12 protein-coding genes are annotated in these 16494 nt (G+C 29.2%); 6 read left to right on the plus strand and 6 right to left on the minus strand.

The genetic code is table 4. The features are described from left to right. Positions 1-208: 208 nt before the first annotated feature. The gene (locus tag ACNF36_RS00005; RefSeq protein ID WP_418303281.1) at positions 209-1498 is read right to left on the minus strand and encodes an MFS transporter; all 1290 of its coding nucleotides are present in this window, start codon (positions 1496-1498) and stop codon (positions 209-211) included. 231 nt (positions 1499-1729) lie between these two features. Between ACNF36_RS00005 and ACNF36_RS00010 the strand changes: the two genes are divergently transcribed. Further along, positions 1730-3115, plus strand: coding sequence for a putative cysteine peptidase (locus ACNF36_RS00010; protein ID WP_418303282.1), 1386 nt, complete (start codon positions 1730-1732; stop codon positions 3113-3115). A 1364-nt stretch (positions 3116-4479) separates the two neighbouring features. On the opposite strand, the gene ACNF36_RS00015 is transcribed toward ACNF36_RS00010, so the two are convergent. The 5 genes from ACNF36_RS00015 to ACNF36_RS00035 form a co-directional block, all read right to left on the minus strand. After that, entirely contained in the window at positions 4480-5859 is a 1380-nt protein-coding gene (locus tag ACNF36_RS00015) for a M17 family metallopeptidase (protein WP_418303283.1), read from the minus strand. Between the two features lie 80 nt (positions 5860-5939). Beyond that, positions 5940-7307 carry a M17 family metallopeptidase gene (locus ACNF36_RS00020; RefSeq protein WP_418303284.1) on the minus strand — a complete coding sequence of 456 codons (1368 nt, stop codon included), beginning with the start codon at positions 7305-7307 and terminating at the stop codon, positions 5940-5942. A 3-nt stretch (positions 7308-7310) separates the two neighbouring features. After that, a complete protein-coding gene (locus ACNF36_RS00025) occupies positions 7311-7694 on the minus strand; it encodes an IMPACT family protein (protein WP_416099200.1) in 384 nt (127 codons plus the stop codon). 87 nt (positions 7695-7781) lie between these two features. After that, positions 7782-8924, minus strand: a complete 1143-nt coding sequence (locus ACNF36_RS00030; RefSeq protein ID WP_416099201.1) for a DnaJ C-terminal domain-containing protein — start codon at positions 8922-8924, stop codon at positions 7782-7784. A 28-nt stretch (positions 8925-8952) separates the two neighbouring features. Continuing rightward, complete coding sequence (locus tag ACNF36_RS00035; RefSeq protein WP_418303285.1) at positions 8953-9624, minus strand: recombination protein O N-terminal domain-containing protein; 672 nt, start codon at positions 9622-9624, stop codon at positions 8953-8955. A 94-nt stretch (positions 9625-9718) separates the two neighbouring features. On the opposite strand from ACNF36_RS00035, the gene ACNF36_RS00040 reads away from it, so the two are divergent. Genes ACNF36_RS00040 through ACNF36_RS00060 form a run of 5 tightly spaced genes read left to right on the plus strand, consistent with a single transcriptional unit; the run spans position 9719 to position 16333 of the window. After that, on the plus strand, positions 9719-10045 hold the full coding sequence (locus tag ACNF36_RS00040) for a hypothetical protein (RefSeq protein ID WP_418303286.1): 327 nt from the start codon (positions 9719-9721) through the stop codon (positions 10043-10045). Continuing rightward, entirely contained in the window at positions 10038-11702 is a 1665-nt protein-coding gene (locus ACNF36_RS00045; protein ID WP_418303287.1) for a DAK2 domain-containing protein, read from the plus strand. The genes ACNF36_RS00040 and ACNF36_RS00045 overlap by 8 nt, the downstream gene beginning before the upstream one ends. Further along, positions 11702-12721: a phosphate acyltransferase PlsX gene (plsX, locus tag ACNF36_RS00050; protein ID WP_418303288.1), complete on the plus strand. Its 1020-nt coding sequence runs from the start codon at positions 11702-11704 to the stop codon at positions 12719-12721. The genes ACNF36_RS00045 and plsX overlap by 1 nt, the downstream gene beginning before the upstream one ends. Further along, positions 12711-13403: a ribonuclease III gene (gene rnc / locus ACNF36_RS00055; protein WP_257089008.1), complete on the plus strand. Its 693-nt coding sequence runs from the start codon at positions 12711-12713 to the stop codon at positions 13401-13403. Before plsX ends, rnc begins: the two co-directional genes overlap by 11 nt. Continuing rightward, entirely contained in the window at positions 13403-16333 is a 2931-nt protein-coding gene (locus tag ACNF36_RS00060) for an AAA family ATPase (protein WP_418303289.1), read from the plus strand. Before rnc ends, ACNF36_RS00060 begins: the two co-directional genes overlap by 1 nt. The last annotated feature ends 161 nt before the right edge of the window (positions 16334-16494 follow it).

Genomic DNA, 16494 nt, shown 5'->3' on the forward strand with positions numbered 1-16494 from the left:
TTGAAAAACACCCCAACATCATTGAGGTGTTATTATGTCTAATTAAACCTTCTGTCCATTTTTAGTGTCCCAGTTTATTTTTTATTTTCTATCTACTTTTCATATCCTATTTTATTAAATGCGATAATCTCTTTTCAATTTTTAAAATGCTTAAAGATTAATTGCATCATTTTACTTTGAATTTCATATGAAAATTAATCTTCCTAAATTAGAAAACTCATAAATTATCAAGTTTTTTAATAGTAGGGAGCTTATACAACTTATTGATTCTGGTATATGAAACTATTGCAATCACTCCACAAACTATAACTATTACTGAATATGTAATGTAAGTTCATGAGTATCCAACTAAATTGTTAATTGCTGTAAGTGCAATTATTAATAATGAAGACATAATAATCCTAAACACTATTGATAAGCCATTTTGTAAATGGAACTTATCTTTTTCGAATAATTGATATGACTTGCTATAAAATCCTGGTAAGAACATACTAAATACCAATTGTTGTAGTGCATTAATCGAAAAGTAACTAATTAAAATAAACTGTTTATTTGAAATGAATGATAATAACATTCAAACAATGCTCAATGCAAACATCCCGAAAATTATTCATCTAAGATCAATTTTTACTTTGTATTTATTTAATAAGAAAACAACAATTACACCAGCTAAACTTAATAGAGCTAAAACGATTGTGAAATAGAAACTTCAATCCTCATATTTATAATCACCAACTCATTTGAAAAATTGAATAACTCCTGATTGTTTAGGAAATAAGAATATTCCAACTACTAAGGATGAAGATAATATGAATATTCATGAAAATAACTTAAATTTAGAACTTAAAATCTTATATGATCCATCATTTGCTTTTGTTTTATCCATAAAAACAGTCATTTCTGATTTAGTTTTTAAACTTCAATAAAGTAAACCAGATAATATGTAAGTTAACATATTGAAAATAACTAAAGAATAAAAAGGTAAATACTTATAAAGCAGAAGTGACAATATTGGAGATAAAACTAATCCAATTGATATGGCAAATGAGTTACCGATGTTGAATTTATTTAACTCATTTTTATCTTTTGCTAAAAAGTAAAGAATATTCTTAAGGTGTATAAATCTATAGGAATGGACAGTTCCTAAAAGTGTACTTGTCACAATTAAAATAATTGAAAACGTATGTGTAGATAAATTATTGATAAATGCAAAGTAGGTTCCTAAAGGTATTATCAACAATATTGAACTAGCAATATCACAAATAAGAAGAGCAACTCTATCAGGTAGTAACTTAACAAGTTTTGATGAGATTGCATAAATGATTAACGATGGTAATTGTACTAATAAGTACAACAATGTAACTAATCAGAAATCACCAGTTATTTTGTAAATATATAAACTAGAAGCTAATTTAAATGCTTCTGACCCGATTGATGATAATGAAATACTACTTATATATTTTCATAAGTTAGCATTTAAGCTTCTAAATATTAACATAATACCCCTCATTAATGTATGGTATTTAATTATACATTCATTTATTCATTCGAGATGAAAAAAGGAATCTTATATCTGATATTCAAAGAAATTTAAGCTCAAAAAAGCTAAATAAAAACTAAAACCATTTTAGTTGCATTTCTATAGTAAGTATCAAAAATAAGTTAAATATTTTCAATAATTTATTTTATTTTACTTAAAAAGAATATAATAAAAGTAAGGAGATATATTATGAAAAATGCAAAATTAATTTTAAGCATCTTCACTACAGGAGTTATAGCGCTACCAACTGTTTCGGCATCTATAAATAATAATGTTGATCCAAAACAAAAAGACGAAAATGAAATGAAGCAATTTTTAGTAGATTCTGAAATTGCACGTTTATCTAGATTAAGCGGTAAAACTCAAAAATTTAAAATTGTTAAGGAAATAAAAGACATTCAAAATAATAGCTTTTTACTTATCGCTACAGATGAAATGTTTTCAGTTGTAAATGCAAATATTTATACATCAAACGAAATTCATTATGAAACAATAAAAGATGAATGATTAAATTCAGAAATAATATATGATCGTTGATTTGGGTTACTTATACAAAAGGATGGAGACACATACGAGAGTATATATAGTGATAAGAAAATCTCAAAAAGTGATTTATTGAGTGTATACAAGCTAGATGAACTACATAAAGTAGAAGAATTTAAACAAAATCAAATATCAAAACGTGAAAAGGAAATCAGATACTCAAAATCCAAGACAAAAACAAAACCTTGAGTAGATTATTACTTAAATAGAACTAACTATAATTACGATGGACATTTTAATGTAAGTTCAACAGTACCATATGCATGATGATTTGCAACAAGGAATAATTATGAATCTGCTGGATACGTAGATTTATTCCCTGATGGAGTGACTAATGATGATAAAGCAGGTTTATGTGAATATGTTGCGCTTAGTCAATTACTACTTTACAATCATTTATTTGTAGATGGAACTGTTTTTACACAGGATCAGTATGACAAATTTATCAAAGAAGCTCCTCAAAATAATATCAGACATTGAGAGCACACTTCTCCAGTGTTTAAATATAAATACTCTTATTATCACGAAGATAATGTTCAATATAAAGACTATAAAAAATCTTTAACCTACCATTTGTATCAACTTGCTGATAAACAAATAAATTTAATGACACCTAATTACTATCGACTTGCGTTTGACAGATTTAATAAAAACGAAAAAAGCTCATGAGACAATTATGGAAAGTTTGGTGGATACTATAAAGCTTGAGAGAATGTTAAAAAGGGTATTTCTGTCATTTTAGGAATAGCGCCTTATACTCATTCCAACGGTTGACCGGACCATGCATATTTAATGTATGGTTATGATGATAATTCAGATATGTTTTTAGGTTCTATGTGTTGAGGACAAGAAATAAAGAATACAATTTTATACTCATACTATAATGGTGCTTTAGGTTCTTACTATTTCACTATACAAAATTTAAAACCGAAAAATGCTAGAAAACAACCAAGACTATTTAAATATAAAGATAAATTATATACAGGTGAAGAAATTAATAATTTAATCTTAAAGAAAGAACCCTTAAAATAATGTTAAGAAAAAACTGATTAAAATTTTCAACTTTAAGTGTATATTTAATTTTATTATTTTCTCTTGTGGTTGCTTTACCTATTTATGCTGTAGACATATATCGAATAAAATGATCAGATGTACCAGGTCTGGCGATAGATGTACCTCCTTATATCCCTAAATCCATTGGATATAGAGCTTATCTAATGTTTCTCGAAGACTATTTAATCACATATTTTATCTGTATATTTATAATAATACATAATGTTATTTACTTAAGAAAAGTTAACAAAAATAATTGATTTACAAGTTTCTTTCCTTTCTTGTGTGAAAATATAAAGATTCAATATTCATTTGCATATAAAATGAAATTTATTACATTTATATGCACATATATAATTGTTGTTCCTATTTTTATAACAGGTATAGTTTTTCAATTTATATCAAATTCTCTTGGATATCTTTTACTTCGCCGTATTTACACACCTATTATTTCTTGAACTACTTCCACAATATTATCGCTAGTAATTTTATTCTTCATTTGCATTTTAGTCTTTCAAGATGGTAAAAAATTATATTTAACAAGTAAAAAGGCTTTTACTAAATAAAGCTGTTTAAAAAACACGTATAATCAATTAATAATTTAATCCTAAAGAAAGGAACTTTAAAATAAAGTTAAGAAAAAACTGGTTAAAATTTTCAACTTTAAGTGCATATTTAATTTTCTTATTTTCTCTTGTGGTTGCCTTACCGATTTATGCTGTAGATTTATCTTCTGTAAGATTGTCAAATATACCAGGTCTTGCAATAGAAGTACCTGATTATATTCCTAAATGCATTGGAGACGGTGCTTACCTAATTTTTGCAGCACACTACATCACCACATATTTTATTTGTATATTTTTAATAATACATAATGTTACATACTTAAGAAGAGTTAATAAAAATAGTTGATTTACGAGTTTATTTCCATTCTTGTGTGAAAATATAAAGATTGAATATTCATTTGCATATAAAATGAAATTTATTCCATTTATATGCACATATATCATTCTTGTTCCAATTTTTATAACAGGTATAGTTTTTCAATTTATATTCATTTCTGTCGGATATCCAAAGAGAATTTATATTTCTATACCTCTAATTGGTTTTACTGCTTGCACAATATTATCACTAGTAATTTTCTTCTTCATTTGCATTTTAGTCTTTCAAGATGGTAAAAAGTTATATTTAGCAAGTAAACAAAATAAAAGTGCTAATAAATCTTTTACTTATTGAATTAAGTAAAATAATATATTTTTCAATCTTAAAAATTAGTACAAAAAATACAAATATCCTATTTAGCAAGTGATATTTGTATTTTTATATAACTTTTTTGAGGCTTTTTATTTAGATGAATCAAGAGCTAATTGTGTTAATGTTTTTACCATTACACCTGTAGGTCTTGAAGCAATATCAGCTGTTCCTGCAACATCTAAGTGAATGTATTCAACATCTTCTGTGAATTCTTTTAAGAACATAGCAGCTGATGATGAACCTCCACCAATACCGCTTAAGTCAGTGTTCTTAAGGTCGGCAACTACTGAGTTTCTAATTTCTTTAGCAAAAGCTTCATCAAGAGGCATTCTTCATACTAATTCATTTTGCTCTTTAGCAGCCTTTAATAATTCTTCTCAAGCAGCATCTGTAGTAGCTCATGCACCTGTGTATGTTTGTCCTAATGCTACTAAAATAGCACCTGTTAATGTAGCAACATCAACTAATCTTGTAGCTTTTAAGTTTCTTACAGCGTATGTTAATCCATCAGCCATAACTAATCTACCTTCAGCATCTGTGTTGTTAATTTCAACTGTTTTACCATTCATTGATGTTCAAACTGAATCAGGTAATGAAGCATCCCCATTAACTCTGTTGTCTGTAATACACATAATTGCAGCAACATTTGTTTTTGGTTTTAATTGAGCAATAGCTTTAAGAGCTGAAGCAACAAACACAGAACCTGACATGTCAAATTTCATACCTAACATGTTTCTACCTGTTTTAATGTTGTATCCACCTGAGTCAAATGTAATTCCTTTACCTACATAAACTGTTTTTTCGTTTGATTCAGGGTTCCCGTTGTATTCAATAACAACAACTCTTGGTTCAAACATACTTCCACGGTTAACTGAAAGTAAAAGTCCCATTTTTTGCTCTTCAATTTGTTTTTTGTTAAGAACTGTAACTTTTAAGTTTGAGTATTGTTCTAAGTCTTTTCTAACAACTTCTGCTAATCATTCTGAGTTACAAATGTTTGGTGGTGTCACTTGTAAGTTTCTTGCGAAGTTAACAGCTTCTGATAATACAACTGCTTGTTTTAATGCATCTGCATATTCATTTTCATCTTTAACTGATAATAAAGAAATTGCAAATTTTTCATGTTTTTTAGTTGTTTTAGCTGAATATAAATCAGCATTTACATAGTTGTAAGCTTCAACAAAAGCTTTAACAACTTGTGCTAATGTAACTCTTTCTGTTACAAATGAATCTAAATCAACTTGAACATCTCTACCTTGATTTGTAAAGAATCCTTTTGCAAATTTAGCTACTGAATCAAAAGATAATTTATCTTTTTCTCCCATAAATACAAGAGCTTCATTTTTATCAAAGTATTCTGTTACAACATTATTTTTTTGAATTAATGTTGATGGTAAGTTTTCATCATTTTTATAAACTCCTTTTAAAAGCATTGAGTTATTTCTAACTTTATCAACTGTTTTAATCATAATTTCCTTTCATACAAATATAAGTGAGCTATTTAATATTTTATAAATATTAAAGTTTCTAAATAAGTAAGTAAATTATATTACTTATTTTCATTTAATAATGCATATTCAACTAATGTCGCAACTAATGCACCTTGTGGTTCGCCTTGAACATCTGCAGTACCAGCAACATCACAGTGAATGAAATCAATATCTTTAGTGAATTCTTTTAAGAACATTGCTGCTTGTGATGAATCTGGTCTAACTTTTGAACTTCAGTTAGCTAAGTCAGCAACTTTTGAACCCTTGTTACCTTTATTATAATCTTCGTGTAAAGGCATTCTTCAAACTTTTTCGTTCGCTTCTTTAGAAGCTGCTAAAAAGTCATCTCATTTTGAATCATTTGTTGATCAGATTCCTGTGAAAGTATTTCCTAATGCAGTTAACATTGAACCTGTTAATGTTGCAACATCAATGATTGTTGTTGGTTTTAATTTGTCAGCTGCATAGAAAATTCCATCAGCTAAAACTAATCTTCCTTCAGCATCTGTGTCAACTACTTCAACTCATTTACCTGACATAGATTGGTAAACGTTTTCTGGTAATGAAGCATCATTGTTAATTCTGTTATCTGTAATACACATAACAGCAGAAACATTAACATTGGCTTTTAATTGAGCTAAAGCTTTAACTGCATAAGCTGCAATTACTGAACCAGACATATCATATTTCATACCTTCCATATGATATCCTTTTGTATTAACTCCACCAGTGTCAAATGTGATACCTTTTCCGACAATAGAAATATGTTCTTTTGATTTTTTGTTTCCTTTATAAGATACAATCACAACTCTTGGTTCATGAACGCTTCCTTTATTAACAGATAATAAAAGACCCATATTTAATTGTTCAATTTCTTTTTTAGTTAAAACTGTTAATTCAAGACCTTCAATTCCTGAAAAATCATTTGTAATCTCACTAGCTAACATTTCTGAGTTTAAGAAGTTTTCTGGTTTAATTTGAAGATTTCTAACATCATTAATTGCTTTTGCAACTACTTCAATTTTCTTAACTAATTTTGTTGAAACATTTTCGTTTCTCACATACACATAGATGTTTTTGAATTTTTCTTTATCTTCTTCAATTGATTTTTTGAATAATTTCACTTGTCCAAATAATAATTTTGAGTAAATAATTCTGAATGTTTTTAAAACATCATTATTTAAAACAAATGATTCAACATCAACTTGATAATCCCTATTAACTGAAGTTGCTAAATTCTCAAATAAAGCTGCTAATTTATCAAATGATTGATGTTTTTTATCAATGTAAATGTATGAAACATTTTCACTTAACTTGTCTGTAATTTTTCCATTTTTAGTAGCTACATAAGAAGGAAAATCTTTATTTTCATAAGCCGCTTTTAAAACTAAAAAATCTTTTTTAAGTTCTTTAATTACTTTAATCATTTTTTATTTCTCCTTACCTTGATTATCTTTTAAATATAAGTTAATTACTGTTGAAGCTGATTGCCTGTAAGCTTTTTTAAGTGGTCCAGCTCCTAATTTTGTTCCACCAAAATATCTAACAACTGCAACTAAAACATTTTGCGCTTTTGTTAGTCTAATTAATTCAAACATAGGCTTACCAGCTGTTCCACTAGGTTCTTTATCATCTGAAAATCCACCTGTTTCAGCACCATTTGAATTTGATAAATATGCATAACAAATATGTCTTGCATCTTTATATTGTTCTTTAAGATCCTTTAGAATTTGGTTAACTTCTTCTTTTGAAGAAACTGGATATAAATAACCAATAAATTCCGATTTCTTGATAATTAACTCGTTCTTATACATAAATTAAATTAATTATAATTTAATTTAATAAACTAACTAAAATTAATTGTTAAATTAAAACCTAACTACTAGAGTTAGGTAAAAAAATTATTTGTTAGCTTTTTCAACTGCTTGAACAAAATCTTGATTTGATGAATCACTTACATTTTGTAATGCAGCTAAAACTTCTTTTTTATTTTTTCTATCTAAATCAGGAATAATAACTTCTAAATGTAATCTTAAATCACCTTCCATACCTCTGAAGTGAACTCCTTTTTTAGGAACCTTAATCACTTTTGAGTTTGTGTAGGTTTTCTTCATTTTAATTTTTACATTCCCTCAAGGAGTTGGGACGTCAACTGTGTTTTCTAACATAATATCAATGAATGAAACTGGAAAGTCCATTTCAATATCCATTCCATCTCTTTCATAATATTTATGAGGTAGCACATTAACTGTAATGTATAAGTCTCCCGGTGTTCCACCATTTTTACCTAAACCACCATATCCAGCAACTTTTAATCTTGTTCCTGAAACTGTCCCTTCCTCTATTTTAATAGAAACAGTTTTTTGGATAGCTGAGTAACCTTCACCACGACACTTTTTACATTTTGAAACAGTAACTTTACCTTTTCCATGACATGTTTCACAAACAACCTGTTGAACTTGTTGACCAAAGAAACTATTAACAACTCTTCTTTTGTGTCCTACTCCATTACATGAACTACATGTTTGTAAATCATTTGGATTTTCTGCTCCAGTCCCTGTACAGAACATACACATTTCTCATTTATCTAATTTCTCTTTAATTGTTTTTCCTTTAAGAGCATCCATAAATGAAATGTTTATATTAGTTCTATAATCATCCCCTCTTTGTTGGTATGAACCTTGTGAACTTCTTTGTCTTCTTCCTCCAAATCCACCGAAAATGTTTTCAAAAATATCTTGAAAATCTTCAGAAAAGCCTTGTGCACCACCGAATCCACCACCATAGTAGTTTCCACCTCCTGGGTTTGCTCCTGCTCTTCCATTAGCGGCATCGTGTCCGTATTGGTCATAAACTTTTCTTTTCTCAGGGTCTGAAAGAATTGAATAAGCTTCATTTAATTCTTTCATTTTTTCATCAGAAGTTCCATCTTTCAATTTATCTGGGTGATATTTTTTAGCTAAACTTCTGTAAGCTGTTTTAATTTCTTGTTCAGTAGCTGTTTTTGAAACACCTAAAATTTCATAATAATCTCTTTTACCCATAGTTTTATTATTTTAGCATAAAACTCAGTTATTTGCTAATATTTAAATGATTAATTATTTGCTTCTTATATTCAATAAAAATAAGCTTGTTAATTTCACTGTTTACATCATTGACATAGGCGCAAAAGTCGTGAAATGAATATCATATAGCTTGTAAAACTGAAACATCAAGTCTTTGGGTAATATCGTGATTTTGACAAATAAAACCTAAATTAAAATCAAAAGAAATAAAGTCCTTAATTCTTCCACATCTTTTGCAAGAATTAAATGATAAATCAATACCAAAGTATAGTAATGAGTGTGCATAAAAGTATGTCGAAACTTTAGTTCAAGGTACATTATTAAAACTATCAAAATGTCTATTGTATTCAGCAAATAAATGATTTCTAGTTCTTATATTTTGGAATAAAAAGTTCAAACTATTAAGTAGCTTAATATTATTTAAATTAGTAATATCAAGTAATTTTATTGTGCTTGATTTTTTTAATCTTCCATACTTATTTTGTGTTCTTGAAGCAAAATATTCAATTTCAACAATTGAACCAACTATTAAGTTACTTCTATTTTTTGAATGTGCATTATTTAGACCTCTAGCAACTAAATCTAATCTCCCAAAAGCAGTGAAAAAACTGACAATATGCTCATCGTCTGATATTTCGTGTAAGTTTAAAACTATTGCGTTTTTGATTGTTTCAGCCATAATTTCACCGCTTATTAGAGTGTATAAATATTATATATTTATAAAAATAAATTAGGGTAAAATATATATACTTTATCAAACACGGAGGTTTTGGATGGATACATTGCAAATTAAACAAATGTTCATTGATTCAATTTCTAAAGTTCCAGGTGTAAGATTCTTACATGAACCAACTTTAGATATCAATTGTGAACCTGACACAATTGTCAGATTAAATCCTGAAGAATATTTTGAAAACATTGAGGTTTTATTAACTGAAAATTCACGTGTTGAAATTAAAGCAGCAATTACTGTTTTTGATGGGACACCAATTAAATTCATCATTTCACAAATTTACAAAATTATGGAAATGAAATTAAAAACTAAGAAATTTAAATTCAATAAACTAATTATCATTGTCAAGGGAGTAACCAATGAGTAAAAGTAAGAAAGTAGATAAAAGAAATATCCTGAATGGTTCCGAGTTAGCTAAAGCATTTTTATCAGGAGCTAAAGCATTAGTTAATGCAAAAAACAAAATCGATGCGTTAAATGTGTTCCCTGTTCCTGATGGAGATACTGGAACAAATATGTCTTCAACAATAGCAGCTGCTATACCTGATTTAGAAAAAGCTCAAAATGAACCAGTATATGCTATTACTAAAAAAGTTTCAACAAATATGATTTATGAAGCTAGAGGAAACTCTGGTGTTATCCTTTCACAAATTTTCAAAGGATTTGCTTTAGGTACAGATGGCAAAGTTGAATTAAATACTCAAGATTTAATCCAAGCTTTTGAGAAAGCGACTGAAATTGCTTACAAATCAGTTTTTAAACCTGTTGAGGGAACAATTCTTACAGTTATTAGAGAAACAACCGAAAATCTTAAAAAAGAATTCGATGGCAAAGACATTCACTATTCAGTATTCTTTGAAGAAGTTGTTGCGTTTGCACGGAAAAGTTGTGACGAAACACCTAACAAACTTAAGAACTTAAGAGAAGTTGGAGTTACCGATAGTGGTGGTGAAGGTCTTTACACAATTTTCTGAGGAATGAATGAAGCTCTTCACGATAGACCAGTTGAACTTAAAGATAATTCAGATGAAGTCACAAACTTTATTGGTGATAGCGAAGTTTATGAAGGAGAATTTGGTTACTGTACAGAAGTTCTTATCGATTTAACTGAACCAGCTAAATTCAAGAAAGCAAACTTTGTTGCAAAACTTGAAAAATTAGCTAACTCACTTGTTGTTGTTTCTGACGACAATATCCTTAAAGTTCACGGACACACAGTTAAACCTGGTGATATGTTAAACTTTGCTCAACAATATGGTGAATTTATCAAAATCAAATCAGAAAATATGACACTTCAAGCTAATTATTCAAAAGCTAATGCTGAAAAACTTAAAGAGTCACAATTACAACATAGTGAAGAAAGTAGAACACCTTGTGGAATTATCTCATGCAACTTAGGTTCAGGTATAGTCGCAAGAATGAAAGATTTAGGTTGTGACTTTGTTGTTGAAAGTGGACAAACACAAAACCCATCAGCTCAAGACTTGATAAATGCAGTTAATAATGTAAATTCAGATTCAGTATTTATTCTTACAAACAATTCAAACATCATACTTGTTGCACAACAAGTAGCGCAAGTTATCCAAGACAAAAACGTTATTATTATTCCTACAAAAACACAAATCCAAGGAATAACAGCTATGCTTAATTTCAACCATGAATCTTCAGTTGAAGAGAATGTTGAAATGATGAATGACGCAATTGCTAATGTAACTACTGGTGAAATTACAAAAGCAATTAGAAACACAAAATTAAATGGTGTTCAAATTAAAGATGGTGATTATTTATCTATCATCAATGGAAAAATCACTGCAAGTTCATCAAAACTTTTAGATGCTGCTAAAAAAATAGTTAAAAAAGCAATTACAGAAGATAAAGAATTGGTCACAATTTACTACGGTGATGAAAGCTCACTTGATGAAGCTGAAGAAATTCTTAATTTCATTGAATCAAACTACGATATTGAAGTTGAAATTATTGAAGGTAATCAACCTACATATCAATTCATCATTGGAGTTGAATAATGAAAGACTATAAATTCAAAATTGCTTTTGACATAAACGGAAATGATAATGGTCCAAGTGCAGCAGTTGAAGCTGCTAGCAAATTTGCTCTTAAATTCCCTGGTACACAAATTCAATTAATTGGTGATATTTCAAATATTGATAAAACAAAACTTCCTGAAAATATCTTACTTATTGAAAACAAAAATGTTCCTAGTGAACCTAAGAACATTAGAAAATCAATGAACGAAGATACATCAATGAATCTTGCGATTAGTAAAGTTATAAACAATGAAGCTAATGCAGTTTTATCAAGTGGAGATAGTGGAGTTTATATCTCAACATTAACACTTAAATTAAAAAGATTACAAAACATTTCTAGGCCAGCATTTATGCCAGTTGCTACATCTATTTTAGGTAGCAAATTGCTATTTTTAGATGTAGGTGCTAACTTAGAAACAAAAGCTCAATATTTAGTTGAATGAGCTATGCTTGCTTCATTGTTCTATAAAACAATGTTTAAAGTAGCAGAACCTAAAGTTTCTCTTATTAACATTGGAACTGAAGATTACAAAGGTCCTACATCAACTAAACAAGCTCACGAATATTTGAAAACATTAAATGATATTAACTATGTTGGATTTGTTGAATCAAGAGAATTATTTAATGGAAACATTGATGTAGCTGTTATAGATGGTTATGCAGGTAACACAATGCTTAAAAGTTATGAAGGAGCAATTGGCGCATTTTCAAAAGCACTTAAAGGTCAAATATTAACTAAATTAAAATACAAAATTGGTTATTTACTTTTAAAAGGCGCATTTAAAAATGTTGGTAAATCACTTGACTACCGTTCAGTTGGTTCTGCTTGAGTACTTGGTGTTAATGGACTAGCAATTAAAGCTCACGGTTCATCTGATGCAAAAGCTTACTACAGTGCATTATTATCAATTCAAGAAGCTCTTGAAAATAACTTATTAGAAAAATTGCAAACATTATCAGATTCAATTCAAGTTGATAATTTAGAAAGTGAAGAATAATATGGTTAATTCACTTAAAAGCTTTTTTGAAATAAATAATATTCAACCAATTAGAACAGACTATTATCTATTAGCAATTACACATTCATCTTTTAATAGAGATAAAGATGACAACTATGAAAGACTTGAATTTTTAGGAGACTCACTTCTACAATTTGTTAGTTCAAACTACATATTCAGAAAGTATCCTGAATTATCACAAGGTCACGCAACCAGATTAAGATCAACTGCAGTTAGAACAGAAGCACTTGCTAAAATATCTAACGAATTAGGTCTTTTAAAAATCTTAAGAACTGGACCTGGAAAAATGCGTGAATCAGTGATTAATTCACCAAAAGTTCAAGCAGACGTATTCGAAGCAATGATAGCAGCTATATTTTTAGATCAAGGATTTGAAAAAGCTTCACAATTCATAATCAAACATATATCTCCTATCATTGACTCGGTACACAATGATGAAAATAAAGATCCTAAAGGACAACTACAAGAATATTTTCAAAGTATGACAAAGGAAAGTATCACATATCAAACTGATCAACTCAGTGATAAACGCTTTTTAGCAAAAGCTAAACACGATGGTGTTATTTATGGTGAAGGTGTTGGTTTAAGCAAAAAAGAGGCTGAAACTAATGCTGCTATTGATGCACTACAAAAGCTTAAAGATAAAATTGAGGTGCAATAATGAAATTAGTAAAAATCGAAGCACATGGTTTTAAATCATTTGCTGAACCTGTAATCTTACGTTTTGATGGAGGTGTTGCCGGTATTATCGGACCAAACGGTTCTGGTAAAAGTAACATCAACGATGCTATTAAATGAGTTTTAGGAGAACAAAGTTCTAAAGAACTTCGTGGAGACTCAATGCAAGACGTTATCTTTGCTGGTTCTAAAACAGCTAAACCAATGGACTTTGCAAGAGTTACATTAACTTTTGATAACAAAAACTCAAATAACTCAATTCATGATGAAGTTGTAACAATCACACGTGAATTACAACGTGGTAAAGGTGTAAACAACTACTATATGAACGGGCAACCTTGCAGATACAAAGATATTAAAAGTATTGCAATGGAAACAGGTATTGGGAAAAGCTCATTAGCTATTATTTCTCAAGGAACTGTTTCAGACATTGCTGAAGCATCTGACGAAGATAGACGTGGAATTTTCGAAGAAGCTGCTGGAGTTTCTAAATTTAAATTCAAGAAAACTGAATCAGAAAGAATGCTTAAAAGCGCTGAAGATTCAATGAATCAACTTGAGCCTAGAATTTCAGAGCTTGAAAAACAACTTGGACCATTAAGAAAACAAGCTGAAAAAGCTTTAATCTACAGAGATAAAGCAGAAGCTCTTAAAAAAGTTGAAATTCCATTCTTAGCTAAGGGAATAAAAGAAAATAAAAGAATTTACGAAGAATTAGACGAAGAACTTCGTGGTGTAGACGAAACAATGCAAAAATACAAAGAAGAAATTGCTAGTTTACAAATCGAAATTAAAAACGCAAAAGTTGAAAAAGAAAAAGCAAGACAACAAGTTGATGAACTTGAAGGAACATACAATGGTATGGCTTCAAGATTAAACTCATTAAACTCAACAATTGATCAACAATTTGCAAAAATTAACTTAATCACAAGTGGACAAGTAACAGTTGATAATGATGAAGCTATCAAATCGTATGCAAGTGCAATTAAAAGGCTTGAAGCTGAATTACTTTACAACACACATACTTATGGTGAACTTAAAGCTCAATTTGAAGAAACTAGAAAACAAATTGAAGAAGATACAAACTTAGTAAACAATTTAAGAATTGCTAACCAAAACCATAGAGACAACTTAATTTCTGCAAAAACGACTTTACAATCTTTATACAGAACTAAAGAATCTAAATTAAACCTTTTCAAAGGTCCTAAAACAATTATGGAAAACAAAATGTCTTTCAAAGGTGTTAAAGGACTTGTTAGAGATTTAATTAAAGTTAAACCAGAATACATCACAGCTATTGAAACTGTTTTAACTCACGCTGCACAACACATTGTTGTTGACATTCCAAACACAGCTGTTAAAGCAGTTGAATTCCTTAAACAAAACAATGGTGGTAGAGCAACATTTATTCCTCTTACATCTATCCAAGAAAAATTTGTTCGTGACGACTATTTATTAGCAGTTACAGGACACCCTGGATTTGTTGCTCTTGCTTCAGATTTAGTTGATGCAGATCCACAATATTCAGTTTTAGTTAAATTCTTATTAGGGAACGTTGTAGTAGTTGATGATATTAAATCAGCTAACGCAATTTCAAACCTTCTTGAGAAAAAATATATGATTGTAACTCTTGATGGTGACATCATCCGTGTTGGAGGGGTTATCGTTGGGGGAACTGCTCAAGAAAGTGATAACGTCTTAGGTATTGATGAAAAAATTGCTAACCTTGAAAACAAAATCGCTGGTATTGAACCAATGATTAAGAAAAATGAACAACAAATTGAACAATTATCATTTAGACGTAACCAATTAATCCAAAAGAGCAGAAGTACTGAATTAGAAATTCACAACTTAGAAAATTCAATCAAACAAAAACGTGAAGAAGTTACAAACTTAAAAGGAAAAGTTGATGCTTCTTCATTATCACTTGATGATTTTGAAAACTCTGAAACAGTTATTGAAAGAAACAAATTACAAGCAAAACTTATCGTTGTTAAAAATGAGCTTGCAGTTGCTAAAAACTTATATCAATCTTGAGATGAAGCATTATCACTTTACAACACTAAATTATCAGATGCTCAAGATTCTCAAAATGCCTTAAATAAAGGTTACAGCAGCAAAATGATTAACAAATCTGAATCATTCAAGATTTTCACTGAATATACAAACAGATTAGCTAACGTTTACCATATGACAGTTGAATACGCTGATCAAAACTTTGTTTTAGAAATTTCTTATGAAAAAGCAAAAGAATTTGTTGAAGAATTAAGACAACAAATTGCTGAACTTGGTAATGTTAACTTAGAATCTATCGAACAACTTGAAGAAGTTGAAAACAGATATGACACATTAGTAGCTAACAGAGATGAATTAGTTCAAACAAGAGACACTTTATACCAAGCTATTGCTGAACTTGACAAAATCATTGTTACAAGACTTACAAATGTTGTTCACGATGTTAACCAAGAATTCAACAACGTATTCAAATCTATGTTCGGTGGAGGAGCTGCTGAAGTTAGATTCGTTGAACCTAATAATATTTTAGAATCAGGAATTAGCATCTTTGCTCAACCTCCTGGAAAAAGTGTTAAAAACCTTAAATTATTCTCAGGGGGAGAAAAAGCACTTATTGCTATCTCATTATTATTTGCCATCTTAAGAGCTAGACCTCTTCCATTATGTATTCTTGATGAGGTTGAAGCTGCGCTTGATGAAGCTAACGTTGTTAGATATGCAGAATACTTACAAGAACTTAAGAAACAAACTCAATTCATTGTTATCACACACAGAACAGGAACAATGCAAAGAGTTGACTCATTATTTGCTGCAACAATGCAAACACGTGGAATTACAAGTTTCTTCAGTATTCACTTAAAAGATGTTGAAAAATACATTACTGAAGAAGCTAACTAATTCAATTTGATAGTTGACTATCACAAGAAATTGTGGTAGTTTTTTGTTTATCTAAATTTGTAAAAAATAAGCAAAATAACGAAATTTTGCACTTTTATGAACCTTATTTTTTTTTTTTTTTTTTAGGACTTGCTGACTATGGTTTCAGCGAAACGCGAAAT

Origin of the sequence: Mycoplasma sp. 4463, assembly GCF_048381515.1 — a bacterium.
Lineage (GTDB): Bacteria > Bacillota_I > Bacilli_A > Mycoplasmatales > Metamycoplasmataceae > Mycoplasmopsis.